The 17,946-nt window shown below is 53.8% G+C and carries 15 protein-coding genes; 8 read left to right on the plus strand and 7 right to left on the minus strand.

Translation table 11 applies throughout. From position 1 onward, the window contains the following. Nucleotides 1-45: 45 nt before the first annotated feature. The 4 genes from katG to metB form a co-directional block, all read right to left on the minus strand. Nucleotides 46-2,226 carry a catalase/peroxidase HPI gene (gene katG / locus AC6EMZ_RS20595; protein WP_498404680.1) on the minus strand — a complete coding sequence of 727 codons (2,181 nt, stop codon included), beginning with the start codon at nt 2,224-2,226 and terminating at the stop codon, nt 46-48. A gap of 145 nt (nt 2,227-2,371) precedes the next feature. Beyond that, the gene (gene metF, locus AC6EMZ_RS20600) at nt 2,372-3,262 is read right to left on the minus strand and encodes a methylenetetrahydrofolate reductase (protein ID WP_498404681.1); all 891 of its coding nucleotides are present in this window, start codon (nt 3,260-3,262) and stop codon (nt 2,372-2,374) included. Between the two features lie 222 nt (nt 3,263-3,484). Then, the gene (locus tag AC6EMZ_RS20605; protein WP_498404683.1) at nt 3,485-5,917 is read right to left on the minus strand and encodes a bifunctional aspartate kinase/homoserine dehydrogenase II; all 2,433 of its coding nucleotides are present in this window, start codon (nt 5,915-5,917) and stop codon (nt 3,485-3,487) included. A gap of 2 nt (nt 5,918-5,919) precedes the next feature. Continuing rightward, nucleotides 5,920-7,080 (minus strand): cystathionine gamma-synthase, encoded by a 1,161-nt coding sequence (metB, locus tag AC6EMZ_RS20610; RefSeq protein WP_498404684.1) that lies wholly within the window; start codon nt 7,078-7,080, stop codon nt 5,920-5,922. Between the two features lie 277 nt (nt 7,081-7,357). On the opposite strand from metB, the gene metJ reads away from it, so the two are divergent. Next, nucleotides 7,358-7,675, plus strand: a complete 318-nt coding sequence (metJ, locus tag AC6EMZ_RS20615; RefSeq protein WP_015960995.1) for a met regulon transcriptional regulator MetJ — start codon at nt 7,358-7,360, stop codon at nt 7,673-7,675. Between the two features lie 78 nt (nt 7,676-7,753). On the opposite strand, the gene AC6EMZ_RS20620 is transcribed toward metJ, so the two are convergent. After that, nucleotides 7,754-8,428 carry an oligogalacturonate-specific porin KdgM family protein gene (locus AC6EMZ_RS20620; protein ID WP_498404686.1) on the minus strand — a complete coding sequence of 225 codons (675 nt, stop codon included), beginning with the start codon at nt 8,426-8,428 and terminating at the stop codon, nt 7,754-7,756. A gap of 350 nt (nt 8,429-8,778) precedes the next feature. Continuing rightward, nucleotides 8,779-8,994 (minus strand): 50S ribosomal protein L31, encoded by a 216-nt coding sequence (rpmE, locus tag AC6EMZ_RS20625; protein WP_498404687.1) that lies wholly within the window; start codon nt 8,992-8,994, stop codon nt 8,779-8,781. Nucleotides 8,995-9,196: 202 nt separating this feature from the next. Here rpmE and priA point away from each other — a divergent pair, with 202 nt between their 5' ends. The 7 genes from priA (at nt 9,197) to rraA (ending at nt 17,198) form a co-directional block, all read left to right on the plus strand. After that, nucleotides 9,197-11,392, plus strand: a complete 2,196-nt coding sequence (gene priA, locus AC6EMZ_RS20630) for a primosomal protein N' (protein ID WP_498404689.1) — start codon at nt 9,197-9,199, stop codon at nt 11,390-11,392. 131 nt (nt 11,393-11,523) lie between these two features. Then, nucleotides 11,524-12,549 (plus strand): DNA-binding transcriptional regulator CytR, encoded by a 1,026-nt coding sequence (gene cytR / locus AC6EMZ_RS20635; protein ID WP_498404690.1) that lies wholly within the window; start codon nt 11,524-11,526, stop codon nt 12,547-12,549. Between the two features lie 92 nt (nt 12,550-12,641). Next, entirely contained in the window at nt 12,642-13,667 is a 1,026-nt protein-coding gene (gene ftsN, locus AC6EMZ_RS20640) for a cell division protein FtsN (protein WP_498404692.1), read from the plus strand. A 92-nt stretch (nt 13,668-13,759) separates the two neighbouring features. Next, entirely contained in the window at nt 13,760-14,290 is a 531-nt protein-coding gene (hslV, locus tag AC6EMZ_RS20645) for an ATP-dependent protease subunit HslV (protein WP_498404693.1), read from the plus strand. 9 nt (nt 14,291-14,299) lie between these two features. Then, nucleotides 14,300-15,631 carry an ATP-dependent protease ATPase subunit HslU gene (hslU, locus tag AC6EMZ_RS20650; protein WP_498404695.1) on the plus strand — a complete coding sequence of 444 codons (1,332 nt, stop codon included), beginning with the start codon at nt 14,300-14,302 and terminating at the stop codon, nt 15,629-15,631. 68 nt (nt 15,632-15,699) lie between these two features. Beyond that, nucleotides 15,700-16,620, plus strand: coding sequence for a 1,4-dihydroxy-2-naphthoate polyprenyltransferase (gene menA / locus AC6EMZ_RS20655; protein WP_498404697.1), 921 nt, complete (start codon nt 15,700-15,702; stop codon nt 16,618-16,620). A gap of 92 nt (nt 16,621-16,712) precedes the next feature. Beyond that, nucleotides 16,713-17,198: a ribonuclease E activity regulator RraA gene (gene rraA, locus AC6EMZ_RS20660; protein ID WP_498404698.1), complete on the plus strand. Its 486-nt coding sequence runs from the start codon at nt 16,713-16,715 to the stop codon at nt 17,196-17,198. 187 nt (nt 17,199-17,385) lie between these two features. Here rraA and zapB read toward each other — a convergent pair whose 3' ends face one another. Further along, nucleotides 17,386-17,631 (minus strand): septal ring assembly protein ZapB, encoded by a 246-nt coding sequence (zapB, locus tag AC6EMZ_RS20665; protein WP_498404777.1) that lies wholly within the window; start codon nt 17,629-17,631, stop codon nt 17,386-17,388. Between the last annotated feature and the right edge of the window lie 315 nt (nt 17,632-17,946).

The following is a 17,946-nucleotide window of genomic DNA, read 5'->3' on the forward strand; positions in this document are numbered from 1 at the left end:
CTGCGTCCTAAAAAAAATCCCCGCCGAGGCGGGGATTCTTGTCACTTACTGCACATCAAAACGATCCAGGTTCATCACCTTCACCCATGCCGCGACAAAGTCCTTAACGAACTTCTCGTGGGCATCGCTGCTGGCATAAACCTCGGCCAGGGCACGCAGAACCGCATTTGAACCAAACACCAGATCGGCTCGCGTTGCCGTGTATTTCACGTCTCCGCTCTGACGGTCACGGCCTTCAAATCGTTCACTGGAAGCGTCGGTTGCCTTCCATTGAGTGCCCATATCCAACAGATTCACAAAGAAATCATTATTGAGTACGCCAACGCTTTCTGAGAAGACGCCATTCTGGCTGCCATCAAAATTAGCGCCTAACGCACGCATTCCACCCACCAGAACGGTGAGTTCTGGTGCGGTCAGCGTCAGTTGCTGAGCTTTATCGATCAACAGAGACTCGGTGGTAGAAACATCAAGCTGAGCGCGATAGTTACGGAAACCATCCGCGACAGGCTTCATCAGGTCAAACATTTCGATATCGGTTTGGTCCTGGCGAGCATCCACTCGACCCGGCGTAAAGGGTACATTGACGTAAACTCCAGCCGCTTTCGCTGCTTGCTCTACGCCAACAACGCCTGCCAGCACAATGATATCGGCAAGTGACGCTTTATTCGTGGTGCGCTGGATGGCCTCCAGAGCAGGCAGAGCGCGAACCGCCGCGGCATTCACGTCCCAGTCACGCTGAGGAGCCAACGCCAGGCGAGCGCCGTTCGCACCGCCGCGTTTATCACCGCCACGGAAGGTCGAGGCAGAGGCCCACGCCACGGACACCAGCTCACTCACGGACAGCCCGGATGCAGCAATTTCAGCTTTCAGGCTATCGATATCTTCCGGAGAAGGAGTAAACACCGCCTGCGGCAGCGGGTCTTGCCAAATCAGATCTTCTTTCGGGACTTCCGGTCCGATGTAGCGTGCTTTTGGCCCCATATCTCTGTGCGTCAGTTTGTACCAGGCACGGGCGAAGGCTTCGTTGAAGGCCTGCGGATCGTTCAGGAAGCGACGAGAAATTTTTTCGAACTCAGGGTCAAAGCGCAACGTCAGGTCGGTCACCAGCATCGTTGGCTTGCGTTTTTTAGACGGATCGAACGGATCGGGAATAATTTCAGGAGCATCCACCGCTTCAAACTGAATCGCACCTGCCGGGCTGCGCGTTTGGACCCACTCATATTTGAACAGGTTTTCGAAGAAGTAGTTACTCCACTGGGTTGGGGTTTGTGACCAGACAACTTCAAGACCCGAGGTGATGGAGTCTGCGCCAACGCCGCTTCCATGAGTACTCGTCCAGCCTAGACCCTGAGATTCAATCGGGGCATCTTCTGGATCAACACCAACGTGCGTGGCTGCTGCCGCGCCGTGTGTTTTGCCGAGCGTATGGCCGCCCGCAATCAGCGCCACGGTCTCTTCGTCGTTCATCCCCATGTTGCCGAAAGTGGCGCGAATCGCAGCCGCCGCAGACAGCGGCTCACCGCTGGCGTTTGGCCCTTCCGGGTTAACGTAAATCAGCCCCATTTCGGTGGCGGCTAATGGGCGTTTTGCCAGCGCTTCCGGGTCGCGGTGCGTCAGCCAGGCTTTTTCATCACCCCAGTTCACGTCCATATCCGGTTCCCAGACGTCTTCACGCCCGGCACCAAAACCAAAGGTGCGGAAGCCTGAGTTTTCGAGAGAGACGTTACCCGCCAGGATAAACAGGTCAGCCCAGGATATTTTCTGCCCGTACTTTTGTTTGATTGGCCACAACAGACGACGCGCTTTATCCAGGCTCACGTTATCCGGCCAGGAGTTTAAGGGAGCAAAACGCTGCTGACCACGCCCTGCGCCACCGCGACCGTCAACGGAACGGTAGGTGCCTGCGCCGTGCCATGCCATACGAATAAACAGGCCCGCATAGCTGCCCCAGTCGGCTGGCCACCAGGGTTGGGAATCAGTCAGAAGTGCTTTGAGATCGCCTTTAAGGGCAGAGTAATCGAGTTTGCTGAATGCTTTGCGATAGTCGAAGTCTTCACCCAGGGGGTTCGAACGATTGGAATGTTGATTCAAGAGGTCAATACGGAGTTGTTTAGGCCACCAGTCTCGGCTATTTGTTCCTGCGCCCGCGCTTTGGTCAGGCCCGCCGTGGTGAAATGGACATTTGCCGGTGGCTAACGTGTTATTAGAATCGTCTGACATGCTCATCTCTATGCTCCCTTTATAGTGTTACCGTTACGATATACACCACTAGAGTTTAGCGATAGTTGAAATAATCCACAGATTCGATAGTTAATTCCTTTCGTTTTTTCTACACCCATAAAAAAACCCTCAACTTGAGGGCTTATTCGTTTTACACACCAGGCCTTACGCCCAGCGTGTGGCAGATGGCGTAACTCATTTCGGCGCGGTTCAGAGTATAGAAGTGGAAATCCTTTACGCCTTCGCGGCTTAAAATTTTCACCATGTCCATGGCGATGTTGGCACCCACCAGCTTGCGCGTTTCCGCGTCATCGTCCAGGCCTTCGTACATTTTTGACATCCAAAGTGGGATGCGCACATTGGTCATATCCGCGAATTTCTTCGCCTGTTTGAAGTTAGAAACCGGCAGGATACCCGGGATAATTTCCAGGTCAATTCCAGCGGAAACGCAGCGGTCGCGAAAACGCAGGTAGCTTTCGACATCGAAGAAGAACTGCGTGATCGCGCGGTTGGCACCCGCATCCACTTTACGCTTCAGGTTGAGCAGATCCGCCTGCGCGCTTTTTGCTTCTGGATGCACTTCAGGATACGCGGCAACGGAGATATCAAAATCACCCACCTCTTTCAGTAACGCGACTAAATCGGTAGCGTACATTTCCGGTTTACCGCTGCCCGGCGGCAGGTCGCCACGCAGGGCAACAATGTGGCGAATCCCGTTGTTCCAGTAGTCCTGAGCAATGGTGCGCAGTTCGTCGCGGGTTGCATCAACGCAGGTCAAATGCGGAGCAGCTTCCAGACCGGTACGATCCTTAATGCCTTTGATAATACTGTGCGTGCGGTCGCGTTCACCTGAATTTGCGCCATAAGTCACAGAGACAAATTTTGGCTTCAGGCTGCTCAAACGATCGATAGAGCTCCACAGGGTTTGCTCCATTTCACTGGTGCGCGGCGGAAAGAATTCAAAAGAGACGTTAATCTGACCCTGCACTTCAGCCAGGCTCTGATTCAGGGCTTCCCGCTGGTTGGCGTGAAAAAAGCTCATACCTTACCTCATCAATCGCTTATCGTTTTATGTTGTGTTGTGAACTTCTATACGTTTAGACGTCCAGATGTAAAAATGACGGAAAAGCGCAGTGGCGTCAACAGAAATCATCAACAATAACGGTGAGGATTGCTCAGGGAAGATGAAGAGAAGTCATGATGGGGGAAAGACCGCACCGAGCAGTCCCCTCTCCCCTATGGGGAGAGGGTTAGGATGAGGGGTTTACAGCAGCTGCGCCAGACGGTTGATGTCGGACTGAATCGCCCCGGCGGTCACATCACGTCCCGCACCCGGACCACGAATGACCAGCGGGTTATCGCGGTACCAGCGGCTTTCGATGGCAAATACGTTATCGCACGGCAGGAGCGCCGCCAGCGGGTGTTCTGGACGAACCGCCTCGACGCCCACGCGCGCTTTACCGTTAGCATCGAAACGTGCCACGTAACGCAGGACCAGGCCCAATTCACGGGCCGCTTCCAGGCGTTGTACCATCTGATCGTTCAGCTCGTCGCCATTCTCGAAGAAGTGATCGACCGACCCTTCTTCGCAGCCAGCAGGCACCAGAGACTCCACGCGTACCTGGCCAGGCTCAATATCGTAGCCCGCTTCGCGCGCCAGAATCACCAGCTTGCGCATCACGTCTTTACCGGCGAGATCGACGCGCGGATCAGGCTCGGTCAGCCCCTGCTGCCACGCCTGATCGACCAGGTCGGTGAAGGGCACCGTGCCGTCAAACTGCAGGAACAGCCACGAGAGCGTGCCGGAGAAAATCCCGCTAATCGCCAGGATGCTATCACCACTGTCGATCAGGTCACGCACGGTATGGTTAACCGGTAAGCCCGCGCCAACGGTGGCGTTGTATAACCAGTGGCGACCGGTTTTCTCGAATGCATCGTGGATTTGGCGATATTTATCCGTGCTGCTCGCACCCGCCAGCTTGTTCGCACTGATCACGTGGAAGCCATGGCTGGCGAAATCCAGGTATTGATCGGCAAGCTGTTCACTGGCTGTCACGTCCAGCACCACTAAATCATCGTAAGGATGCGCACGCATCCACAGGAATAGCGATTCTTCATCCTGCTCAACGGCTTCGTCATTAAAGAAAGCCAGCGCGCGACTGGCGTCCAGCCCGTCGTAATTCAGCAGGCTGCGGCGGCTATCGACTACGCCCGCCAGCACAAATTCAAAACCGGTACGCGCCGACAGCGTGGTCTGTTCACGAGCGAACAGCTCAAGCCAGCGGGAGCCGATATTGCCTTTCCCAAACAGCACCAGACCAATGCGCTTTTCGGCGCGGAACAGCGTGGTGTGCAGCCCCTGAATCAGGCTCTCGGTTGGGCCTTTACGCAGCACGGCAACCAGGCTGATACCCTCTTCCGACTGCCAGGTAAACTCGACCGGTTGGCCTTTCAACTGCTGCCAGAAACGATGGCAATGCAACGGGTTACGGGTGACACCCGCACCGACCATTGCCACCAGCGCCAGGCCCTGACGCAGGCGCAACTCGCCTGGCAGACCCGCTTCGTCCAGAATTTTCAGTGCACTGTCGGCCACTTCAGAGGTATAGCAGAATTGCAGCAGCTGGCGGTCATGATGAACGCCAACGGCCAGCGGACGCACCTGCGCACGCTTGAGAATCAAATCGATATCTTTGTATGCCAGTTTGAAGTCCTGCCCCGAAGGCACCTGGAATTCAATCAGGCAGATATCGTCATGGCTGGTCACAATGCGCGCACCGGTACCGGAAGCCAATACGCGCTCAATACGCGTCGATCCCTGGTCCGGCGTGTAGCTGCAGCGCAATTGCAGGTCGATGTCGCTGCCGGATACCGGTTGCAGCGTACGGGCGTGCAGAACCGGAGCCGCCAGACGCGCCAGCTCGCTGGCTTCATCAAGACGCAGCAGCGGTAGCAGGCAGGCATCTTTCACTTTACGTGGGTCAGCGCTGAATACACCAGCGACGTCGCTCCAGATGGTCACGCGAGACACGCCAGCCAGCGCACCGATTTGTGTCGCAGAGTAGTCTGACCCGTTACGGCCCAGCAGCACGGTTTCGCCCGCGTTACTGCGGCTGATGAAACCGGTCACCACAATGCGTTTACCAGGATGCTGAGCCAGCAGCTGTTGCAGCAGCGGCCAGGATAAACCTTCGTCTACCTGCGGCTGCGCCGCGCGTTCGGCGCGAAGGAAATCACGCGCGTCCAACCAGGCCGCTTCCAGCCCTTGCTGTTCAAGAACCGCAGCCATCAGGCGTGCAGACCAGACTTCACCGTGCCCGACCACTTCAGCGTAGACGGCGTCGGTAATGCCGCTATCGAGCAGCCCGGCCAGACGTTCCAGATCGTGAACGAAGGCGCTAATCAGCCCATCAGCCACTTCTGCTGGCAGCAGGCCAGCGATCAGTTCGCTCTGATAGCGGCGTAACGTTTGTTGAACCTGATGCGCAGACAAGCGATCGGTCTGGCTTAACTTGAGCCAGCTAATCAACTGGTTGGTAGTGCTGCCCGCCGCTGAGACAACCATCATGTCACCCGGCATCGAATACTCGGCCATGATCCCTACGACACGCAGGTAACACTTCACATCAGCAAGACTACTACCACCAAACTTATGCAGTTGACGACCCTTCGCCCCTGCCTGCGCTATCACACTCATGATTACCCCTTGGCTGCGACCTGGAAGGCATTTTCCAGATCGGCAATTAAATCTTCACAGTCTTCAATACCGGCCGAGATGCGAAGCAGCGTCTCAGAAATACCGGCGGCGGCACGCGCTTCTGGCGCCATGCCGGCGTGCGTCATTGTTGCGGCGTGGGAGATCAAGCTCTCGACTCCCCCTAACGATTCCGCCAGCGTAAACAGCGACAGCCCGCTCAGGAAGCGACGCAGCGTTTGCTCATCGCCATCCAGTTCAAAACTTAACATCGCACCAAAACCTTTCTGCTGGCGCGCGGCGATCTCATGACCCTGATTTTCCGGCAACGACGGGTGATAAAGCTTCTTCACCAGCGGCTGGTCTTTCAGGAAATCGACAATCGCCTGGGCATTACGTTGCGCCACGTCCATACGCGGCGACAAGGTGCGCAAACCGCGCAGCAGCAGATAGCTGTCAAACGCGCTGCCAGTGACGCCAATGTTATTAGCCCACCATGCCAGTTCGGTGACAACATCCGGATCTTTTGCAATCACCACACCGGCGACGACATCAGAGTGGCCGTTCAGATATTTAGTGCATGAATGCAATACCAGGTCGGCACCCAGTGCCAACGGGTTCTGAAGCGCCGGACTGAGGAACGTATTATCCACTACACTTATCGCTCCCGCATCCCTTGCGAGCTGACAAATTTTCGCAATATCGACTACGCGCAGTAATGGATTGCTTGGACTTTCCACTAAAACCAGCTTTGGTTTTTCTGCAAGCGCTTGTTTTAGCGCCTGTTCGTCATTTTGATCGACAAACAGCACGCGATAACAGCCACGTTTTGCCAGGCTATCAAAAAGACGGTAGCTACCACCGTAGCAGTCGTGTGGTGCCACCAGCAGATCGCCAGGTTTCAGGAAGACCGTCGTCACCAGATGAATCGCCGACATGCCGGTATTGGTTAATACCGCGCCCGCGCCGCCTTCCAGTTCCGCCAACGCGCGCTGTGTGACGTCACGCGTAGGATTGCCACGACGCGAATAGTCATGCGCGCGAGGTTCATTAAATCCGGTGAAGTTATAGGTACTGGAGAGATGAATCGGCGGGACAACGCAGCCGTACTGCTCGTCATCATTCAATCCGCTACGCACTGCTATGGTGGCCTGTTTACGCGTCATGGTGAGGGCTTCCTGGCTTATTAGGTGAAAAGTCAGGCACCAGAGTAAACACTCAAACTATAGACGTCAATACATCTGGACATCTAAACTTCTTTGCGTATAGATTGAGCAATGCGAGAATAGCCGTTAAAATTACATGCTTTAGTGCACGCCGCAGGCTCAATATCCGTGTCACGGTATCGTCTCTACGGTAAACTACGCGAGATTACGGTTCAAAACCCTACATGATATGAGGTTTTGGCCCTTTATAAATGACAGAGAGGATTAAAGGTATCTCATGGCTGAATGGAGCGGCGAATATATCAGCCCATACGCTGAGCACGGTAAGAAGAGTGAACAAGTAAAGAAAATTACGGTTTCCATTCCTCTGAAGGTGTTAAAAATCCTCACCGATGAGCGTACGCGTCGTCAGGTGAATAACCTGCGTCACGCGACCAACAGCGAACTGCTTTGCGAAGCGTTCCTGCATGCGTTTACCGGTCAACCGTTACCGAACGATGAAGACCTGCGCAAAGAGCGTAGTGATGAAATTCCAGAAGCGGCTAAAGTGATTATGCGTGAACTGGGTATCGACCCGGATACGTGGGAATACTAAGACGGCAGAAGGTAGAAGGTAGAAAAATCTCTACCTTCTCCGTTCAATCCCGCTGAGCATTCTCAGCGGGATAACTTCTTAGAAGTTGTAGCCTAAACCAACACGGAAACGCGTCTGACGATCGTCTGATGTTGCCGTATTGTAGCCTGAAGAGACGTTGCCCACTTCGATAAACGGAATCCACGAGTCGATGTTATAAGCAACACGGAAGTTATATTCATAGTCTTCTTTTTTGTTGTTATACAAATCTTCGCTATCGGCAAATTTATAAATTCCGTTTATTTCAAACATCCAGTTATCAATATTATATCCGACCCATGCTTCCGGGCGATAAACTATGCGGTCGTCTTTACCATCGGCATTGCGTCGCGTATATTCAGTGCGGTAGCGGAAAGCGGTCCACCAGTTATCATCTATGTTGTACTGTACGCGAAGATACGGTTTATATATTGCCATATCATCACCCATTTCAACGGCCACACCCGGTTGCCACAGGAAACCTTGCCAGGCAAATTGATAACTTGCCGTATATTCGCTGCTATTACTTTCCATATTATTCAGCGCATCGTTAGACTGGCTGCTATCGGAGCGTGAAACCGCCTCTACAGCCACACCAAAGCCTGTGGCAAAACGATGCGACATGTAGACACGATCATAGTTACGACCATCATCATAATATTCGTGACGGTAATCAACATAACCTGCCTGTACCGCACATGATACTAACGGAAGCAAAAATATAAATTTTTTCATTTTCATCATCATTTCCCAAAAGGAGATTACAGCCTTGTAAAAACGCGACGTGCGTAATGTTCTATTTAACTATCCTGATGCGCGCAGTGTAGTTTTACAAAGTTCGGCAAACCTTATATCTTTTGCCATTAAAATGAAAAATTTGGCAATCAAATAAAGAAAATGAAGATGAACATCACCTTTTGAAAATATATAAATCAGGTAAATGTATTTATTAAAGGAACCGTTAATTCATATTTTTTAAAATATATGAAAAATGAATTTACAAGCTAAATAGCAGAAGTGAATTTATTCTGGAGGGCGATTACGGATACAAAAAAAGCGCCTTTCGGCGCTTTTTTTCAGGTCGCTTACTTAGAAGCGCCTGGCAGGCTGAAACGCTTGTTGAAGCGGTCAACACGGCCACCGGTTGCAACATCACGCTGCTTACCAGTGTAGAACGGGTGGCACTGGCCGCACACGTCCAGGTTCAGATCGTGGCCCACGGTGGAGCGGATCTGGATAGAGTTACCGCAAGAACAGTTCGCAGTAATGAAATCGTATTTAGGGTGAATATCTTTTTTCATGGGGAGAACCTCAGTTAAGGCCGCGTCGCTCTTCCAGCCCTAACGCCAGACACCACGCGATGTTGATTGTAAGTTCTTTAGCGTAAAATACACCAAAGGCGGCGAATCATACAGAATAAGACCCGAGTATGCAAACTGATCCGCACGCTGCCTTTTACTAATGTGTATACTAACGCGCCACTTTTCAAGTCAGGAAGATTCGATGCCCGTAGCTCACGTTGCCCTGCCCGTTCCGCTTCCACGCACCTTTGACTATCTGCTGCCCGACGGCATGAGCGCCAAAGCGGGCTGTCGCGTGACTGTGCCTTTTGGTAAACAACAGCGTGTCGGCATCGTGGTTTCGGTAAGCGAGAAAAGCGAGTTACCGCTCAACGAGCTTAAAAGCGTCGTTGAGGTGCTGGATAGCGAGCCGGTGTATTCCAGCAGCGTCTGGCGATTGCTGCTTTGGGCGGCCGATTACTATCATCATCCGATTGGTGACGTCCTGTTCCACGCGCTACCCATTCTGCTGCGTCAGGGCAAAAATGCCAGCCACGCGCCGACGTGGTTCTGGTTTGCCACCGAGCAGGGCCAGGCGGTTGATATCAATAGCCTGAAACGCTCGCCTAAGCAGCAACAGGCGCTGGCCGCGTTGCGTCAGGGCCGAATATGGCGGCATCAGGTTGAAGAACTGGAATTTAATGACGCAGCACTCCAGGCCTTACGCAAAAAAGGGCTGAGCGAGCTGGCGAGCGAAGCACCTGCACTGGTGGACTGGCGCGATAGTTTCAGCGTACCGGGTGAACGCTTGCGGCTTAATACCGAGCAGGCCACCGCCGTCGGGGCCATTCATAGCGCCTTCGATAATTTCTCTGCCTGGCTGTTAGCTGGCGTCACCGGTTCTGGTAAAACTGAAGTCTATTTAAGCGTACTGGAAAACGTGCTCGCCAAAGGCAAGCAGGCGCTGGTGATGGTGCCCGAAATTGGTCTGACGCCGCAAACCATCGCCCGTTTCCGCGAACGCTTTAACGCGCCGGTTGAGGTATTGCACTCCGGTTTAAACGACAGCGAGCGCCTCAGCGCCTGGCTTAAAGCCAAAAACGGCGAGGCCGCAATTGTTATTGGTACGCGCTCGTCGCTGTTTACCCCGTTTAAAAATCTTGGCGTTATCGTCATCGACGAAGAACACGACAGTTCCTATAAACAGCAGGAAGGCTGGCGCTATCACGCTCGTGACCTGGCCGTTTACCGCGCCCATAGCGAGCAAATTCCGATTATTCTAGGCTCGGCCACGCCCGCGCTGGAAACGCTGCACAACGTTCGTCAGCGTAAGTACCACATGCTGCGCCTGACGCGCCGTGCGGGCAATGCACGCCCGGCCACGCAGCACGTGCTGGATTTGAAAGGTCAGCAGGTACAGGCAGGATTAGCGCCCGCACTGATTAGCCGTATGCGCCAGCATCTTCAGGCGGATAATCAGGTGATCCTGTTCCTGAACCGCCGTGGATTCGCCCCGGCGCTGCTATGCCACGACTGCGGCTGGATTGCCGAATGTCCACGCTGCGATCATTACTACACCCTGCATCAGGCTCAGCATCAACTGCGTTGCCACCACTGCGATAGCCAGCGACCCGTGCCGCGTCAGTGCCCGTCGTGCGGCTCCACGCACATGGTGCCCGTGGGTTTGGGTACTGAGCAGCTTGAGCAGGCGCTTGCGCCCTTTTTCCCCGACGTACCGCTGTCGCGTATCGACAGGGATACCACCAGCCGTAAAGGGGCGCTGGAGCAGCAACTGGCCGAAGTGCATCGTGGCGGCGCGCGCATTCTGATTGGCACACAAATGTTGGCAAAAGGGCATCACTTCCCCGACGTCACGCTGGTCGCGCTTTTGGACGTCGACGGCGCGCTGTTTTCTGCCGATTTCCGATCGGCTGAACGTTTCGCTCAGCTTTATACGCAGGTAGCTGGCCGCGCCGGACGCGCAGGGAAACAAGGGGAAGTGGTGCTGCAAACCCATCACCCGGAACACCCTTTGCTGCAAACCTTACTGCATAAGGGCTACGACGCCTTTGCCGAGCAGGCGCTGGCCGAACGTCAGACGATGCAGCTACCGCCATGGACCAGCCACGTGATAATCCGTGCAGAAGACCATAATAATCAGCAGGCTCCGCTTTTCTTACAGCAGTTGCGTAATCTGTTGCAGGCCAGTCCACTGGTCGATAGTCAGCTGTGGATTTTAGGCCCCGTTCCTGCGCTGGCACCAAAACGCGGGGGCCGTTATCGCTGGCAAATTTTACTCCAGCACCCTTCGCGCATCCGTTTACAGCACGTCATCAGCGGCGCGCTGGCCTTAATCAACACGCTGCCGGAGGCGCGCAAAGTGAAGTGGGTTCTCGACGTTGATCCCATTGAAGGCTAATGCACGGTGCGAGAGGGATCGAAAAATTGAACACTCCTCACACTTTTTATGAAAATTCTGTAACCGCTTCCATTAACTATCTGTAAAAATGAAGTCGTCAGAAGTTCTGTGGTCCCTGCGAGGAGAAGACGTTGAAGTCCAGGAAAGAGGTTGCTGCGGCGACCATGAAAGACGTTGCCCAGAAAGCTAAGGTATCCACGGCAACGGTATCCCGAGCATTAATGAACCCGGATAAAGTCTCTCAGGCTACCCGTAACAAGGTGGAGCAGGCGGCGCTGGAAGTGGGTTACTTACCCCAGGCCATGGGGCGTAACGTAAAACGTAATGAATCACGCACCATCCTGGTGATTGTGCCGGACATTTGCGATCCGTTTTTTAGCGAAATTATTCGCGGCATAGAAGTCACCGCCGCGGGACAAGGTTATCTGGTATTAATTGGCGATTGCGCCCATCAAAATCAGCAGGAAAAAACCTTTATTGATCTGATAATCACCAAGCAAATCGACGGCATGCTGCTGCTCGGTTCGCGCCTGCCGTTTGATGCCAGCATCGAAGAACAGCGTAATCTGCCACCAATGGTGATGGCGAACGAGTTCGCACCTGAGCTGAAACTGCCAACCGTTCATATCGATAATCTGACCGCCGCCTTTAACGCCGTGAACTATCTTCAGGAGTTAGGGCATAAGCGAATTGGCTGTATTGCCGGGCCAGAAGAGATGCCGCTGTGCCATTACCGCTTGCAGGGTTACGTTCAGGCATTACGTCGCACAGGGGTGACCGTCGATCCTCATTATATTGCGCGGGGCGATTTTACCCTTGAAGCCGGTGGCCTGGCGCTGGAAAAGTTACTCTCTCAGCCTGAGCCGCCTACCGCCGTGTTCTGTCACAGCGATGTCATGGCGCTGGGCGCACTGTCGTATGCCAAACGCCGCGGCCTGCGCGTACCCCAAGACTTATCGATTATCGGCTTCGATAATATTTCGCTGTCCGAGTTTTGCGACCCGCCGCTTTCGACGGTGGCACAGCCGCGCTACGAGATTGGTCGCGAAGCCATGCTTTTGCTTCTCGATCAACTGCATGGACAAACGGTCAGCAGCGGTTCGCGTTTACTGGATTGCGAACTGATTATCCGAGGCTCTACGCAGCCGCTTACTTAAAGTAAACGGCTTTAGGACTCCCTCTCTGGTCAAAGGCCCGCCGCTTAAGTAACATGGCGGGCTGACGAACGAATAAATACAGCGAAACGATAGTGGCACAACGAGATTATGTACGTCGCGGCCAGCCGGCACCTTCGCGACGCAAAAAGAGCGCCCCACGGAGCAAGCAGCGTAGCCTGCCGTCTGTCTCGCCAGCAATGGTCGCGATTGCCGCCGCTGTGCTGGTGGCCTTTATCGGTGGCCTGTACTTTATTACTCACCACAAGAAAGAAGAGTCTGAAGCCCTTCAGGGTAATAAAGTAGTCGGGAACGGTTTGCCACCCAAGCCTGAAGAACGCTGGCGCTACATTAAAGAACTTGAAAGCCGCCAGCCGGGCGTACGCGCGCCAACCGAGCCTTCTGCCGGTGGCGAGGTGAAAAACGCCGATCAGCTCACCAATGAACAACGCCAGCTTCTGGCGCAGATGCAGGCCGATATGCGCCAGCAGCCTACACAGTTGACCGAAGTGCCGTGGAATGAGCAAACGCCGCAGCAGCGTCAGCAAACCCTGCAACGCCAGCGTCAGGTTCAACAGCAAGTTCAGCAGCAGCAACAACAGCAGTGGACGCAAACGCAGCCGGTTCAGCAACCACGTACGCAGCCGCGCGTGACCGAACAACCGTATCAGCAGCCACAGCAGCAGACGCGTACCGTTCAGTCGCAGCCAGTCCAGCAGCCGCGCCAGACGCAGCCGCAACAGCAGAAACAAACGGCCTCTGCACAGCCTTATCAGGACCTGCTGCAAACGCCAGCGCACAACACCACGCAGCAGCCGAAAGCGCAGCCGCAGCAAACTGCGCCGGTCGCTCAGGCCACCGAGGCGCCGAAGCAGACCGCCGAGAAAAAAGATGAACGCCGCTGGATGGTGCAGTGCGGCTCGTTTAAAGGTGCTGAACAGGCCGAAACCGTTCGCGCGCAGCTGGCCTTTGAAGGATTCGACTCACGTATTACCACCAATAACGGCTGGAATCGCGTCGTGATTGGCCCGGTAAAAGGCAAAGAAAACGCCGATGGCACCATTAGCCGTCTGAAGGTCGCTGGCCATACAAACTGCATTCGACTCGCCTCTGGGGGTTGAAACCCCCAAAATCTCCCCCATCTATCATTTTATTCAGCCCTGAGCATAGGCTCAGGGCCCCTATTCCGAATTTGTAACCAGGGGGTCTGCTCGTGACAACAATAGTAAGTGTACGCCGTAACGGCCATGTGGTTATTGCCGGTGATGGCCAGGCCACGCTGGGTAATACCGTCATGAAGGGCAATGTGAAAAAAGTGCGTCGTCTGTATAACGACAAAGTGATCGCCGGTTTTGCGGGCGGTACGGCTGACGCCTTCACGCTGTTTGAACTGTTTGAACGCAAACTTGAAATGCATCAGGGCCACCTGGTGAAAGCCGCCGTTGAGCTGGCTAAAGACTGGCGTACCGACCGCATGCTGCGCAAGCTCGAAGCGCTGCTGGCAGTGGCCGATGAAAACGCCTCTCTGATTATCACCGGTAATGGTGACGTCGTTCAGCCAGAGAACGACCTGATTGCTATCGGCTCCGGCGGTCCTTACGCCCAAGCCGCTGCGCGTGCTTTGCTTGAAAATACCGAGCTGAGCGCACGTGAAATTGCCGAGAAGGCGTTGGGTATTGCAGGTGATATCTGCATCTACACCAACCACTTCCATACCATCGAAGAATTGACCTCCAAAGCGTAAGGATCTCCCATGTCTGAAATGACCCCACGCGAAATTGTCAGCGAGCTGAACAAACACATTATCGGCCAGGACAACGCCAAGCGTTCCGTGGCGATTGCCCTGCGTAACCGCTGGCGTCGTATGCAGCTTGATGAAGAGCTGCGCCACGAAGTCACCCCAAAAAACATTCTGATGATCGGCCCGACCGGTGTCGGTAAAACCGAAATCGCTCGTCGTCTGGCGAAGCTCGCAAACGCGCCGTTCATCAAAGTTGAAGCCACCAAGTTCACCGAAGTGGGCTATGTGGGTAAAGAAGTTGACTCTATCATCCGCGATCTCACTGATTCAGCGATCAAGATGGTACGTATTCAGTCGATCGAGAAGAATCGTTATCGCGCTGAAGAACTCGCCGAGGAGCGCATTCTCGACGCGCTGATTCCTCCGGCAAAAAATAACTGGGGTCAGAATGAACAGCCTCAGGAGCCGTCTGCCGCACGTCAGTCGTTCCGCAAAAAACTGCGTGAAGGCCAGTTGGACGACAAAGAGATTGAAATCGATCTCGCCGCCGCACCGATGGGCGTAGAAATTATGTCTCCTCCTGGCATGGAAGAGATGACCAGCCAACTGCAGTCCATGTTCCAGAACCTGGGCGGACAAAAGCAGAAGCCGCGCAAGCTGAAAATCAAAGACGCAATGAAGTTGCTGATTGAAGAAGAAGCCGCGAAGCTGGTGAATCCGGAAGAGCTGAAGCAAGACGCTATCGACGCCGTTGAACAACACGGGATCGTGTTTATCGACGAAATCGACAAAATCTGTAAGCGCGGAGAATCTAACGGTCCAGACGTGTCCCGCGAGGGCGTACAGCGCGACCTGCTGCCGCTGGTTGAAGGCTGCACCGTTTCGACCAAGCATGGCATGGTCAAAACCGATCACATTCTGTTTATTGCCTCGGGCGCGTTCCAGGTGGCTAAGCCTTCCGATTTAATCCCGGAACTGCAGGGCCGTTTGCCGATCCGCGTTGAACTTCAGGCGCTGACGACTGAAGATTTCGAGCGCATTCTGACCGAACCGAATGCGTCCATCACCGTGCAGTACAAAGCGCTAATGGCGACCGAAGGCGTCACTATCGACTTTACCGAAGACGGTATCAAACGCATTGCTCAGGCCGCGTGGCAGGTTAACGAAACCACCGAGAACATCGGTGCGCGTCGCCTGCACACCGTACTGGAACGTCTGGTGGAAGATATCTCTTATGAAGCCAGCGACCTGAACGGTCAAAGCATTACCATTGACGCAGATTATGTGAGTAAACATCTGGATGCGTTAGTGGCAGATGAAGATCTAAGCCGTTTTATCCTATAATCGCGGTTATTGCATTTTCATCACTGTTGATGGGGCTAAAAAGCCCCATTTTTATTGGCTAAAAAACTATGACAGAAATCAGCCGTACCCAAGCCTGGCTGGAAAGCCTGCGTCCTAAAACATTGCCTCTGGCCTTTGCCGCCATCGTCGTCGGCACCGCGCTCGCCTGGTGGCAAGGTCATTTTGATCCACTGGTCGCCGCACTGGCGCTTACCACCGCTGGCCTGCTGCAAATCCTCTCTAACCTGGCTAACGATTACGGCGATGCCGTGAAAGGCAGCGACAAACCCGATCGCATTGGGCCGCTGCGTGGCATGCAAAAAGGGGCGATTACCCAGGCACAGATGAAACGCGCGTTGATTATCACCGTGGTACTGATTTGTCTTTCCGGTCTGGCGCTGGTCTCGGTCGCGTGTAAAACGCCTGCTGATTTTATTGGTTTTATGGTGCTGGGCCTGTTGGCCATTGTTGCAGCCATTACCTACACCGTCGGCACACGCCCTTACGGATACATTGGTTTGGGTGATATTTCGGTACTGGTGTTCTTCGGCTGGCTCAGCGTGATGGGTAGCGGATATCTCCAGGCTCATATGTTGATACCTGCCCTATTCCTGCCCGCCACCGCCTGCGGACTCCTGGCTGCGGCGGTACTGAATGTCAATAATCTGCGCGATATAGACAGCGACCGTCAGAACGGTAAAAACACGCTGGCAGTACGTCTAGGCCCAGTCAACGCGCGTCGTTATCATGCGGGCTTGTTAACAGGCGCATTGGTTTGCCTGGCGCTATTCAACCTGATCTCTTTGCATAGCATCTGGGGTTGGCTATTTGTACTGGCGGCTCCGCTACTGCTTAAACAGGCGCGCTTCGTGATGCGAGAGCTAAACGCCTCGGCGATGCCTCCTATGCTCGAACGCACGGTAAAAGGCGCACTACTGACTAACCTGTTGTTCGTGATTGGAATTGTGCTGAGCCAGACGGTCGGTTAACTGACAAATATCAATTAACAATTGATGATTTTGCCAACAGCACCTTTCGCGCGATATACTGAACACATTCGCAGCAACTGAGCGTTAACCTTATGAAATACGATACCTCCGAGCTTTGTGACATCTACCAGGAAGATGTCAACGTCGTGGAACCGCTGTTTTCTAACTTTGGAGGACGGTCGTCGTTTGGCGGGCAAATCATCACGGTAAAATGTTTCGAGGACAACGGGTTGCTGTACGATCTGCTCGAAAAGAACGGCCGTGGTCGCATTCTGCTAGTTGATGGTGGCGGTTCTGTGCGTCGTGCGTTAATTGATGCAGACCTTGCCCGCCTTGCTCTGCAAAACGAGTGGGAAGGGATTGTGGTGTATGGTGCCGTCCGCCAGGTAGACGATCTGGAAGAGCTGGATTTAGGCATTCAGGCCATTGCAGCCATTCCAGTAGGAGCGGCAGGTGATGGCATCGGCGAAAGCGACGTACGCGTTAATTTCGGCGGCGTAACCTTCTTCTCCGGCGACCATCTCTACGCCGACAATACCGGTATTATCCTTTCCGAAGATCCACTGGATATCGAGTAATAAAAAAGCCGGGTGGCGGCGCGATGCCTTACCCGGCCTTCTCATTATCTGCATCTGTACGCTTTCCCTAAAGCTTTCGTGTTGTAGCAAGGCAGCAAGCAAATGAATCCCCAGGAACATAGGCTGCTATGTGACTGGGGTGAATGCGCGCAACCAACGCCGCTACGGCGCGAAAGATGACGGGGAATTACACTTCTTCCATACGTCCCAGCAGAGCCTGCAGACGATCCTGCCAGCCGTCCTGCTGTTCGCGCAGTTGACCGTTTTCGCGTTCAAGTTCTTCACGGCCGTGCTGTGCAGACTGTACTTCCTGCGCCAGTGAGTTGTTCTTTTCTTTCAGCTCTTCGATTTCCATCTGCAAAAGCGTGATGGTGTCGATCGCCTGCTGTACTTTCGATTCCAGTTTCTCAAAAACTTCTAATGACATGACAATACCTCTCCTGAATTGCAAGGCGACGCTTTAACGTAAACGCGCACAATATATAGTGTCGATTGTATGGAGCGCCGCCTTCCCTGTCCAGCGACATGCCGCGCAGATCGTGGTTTGCAACACTTTTCGGCCTCGTCCTGGTGATTTCGACGCATATACCACTAAGTTGTTAATACTTTAGTTAATGAAATGATTCAGCTCACACTTTATAGATGATGCAAAAATGCGCTTTATGGCGCGATAACGCTCATTTTATTGACGCAGCACACACATTTTGATTTCGATATTTCTCGTTTTTGCTCGTTAACGATAAATTAA

The sequence above is a fragment of the Enterobacter sp. SCRI0065 genome (assembly GCF_059766475.1).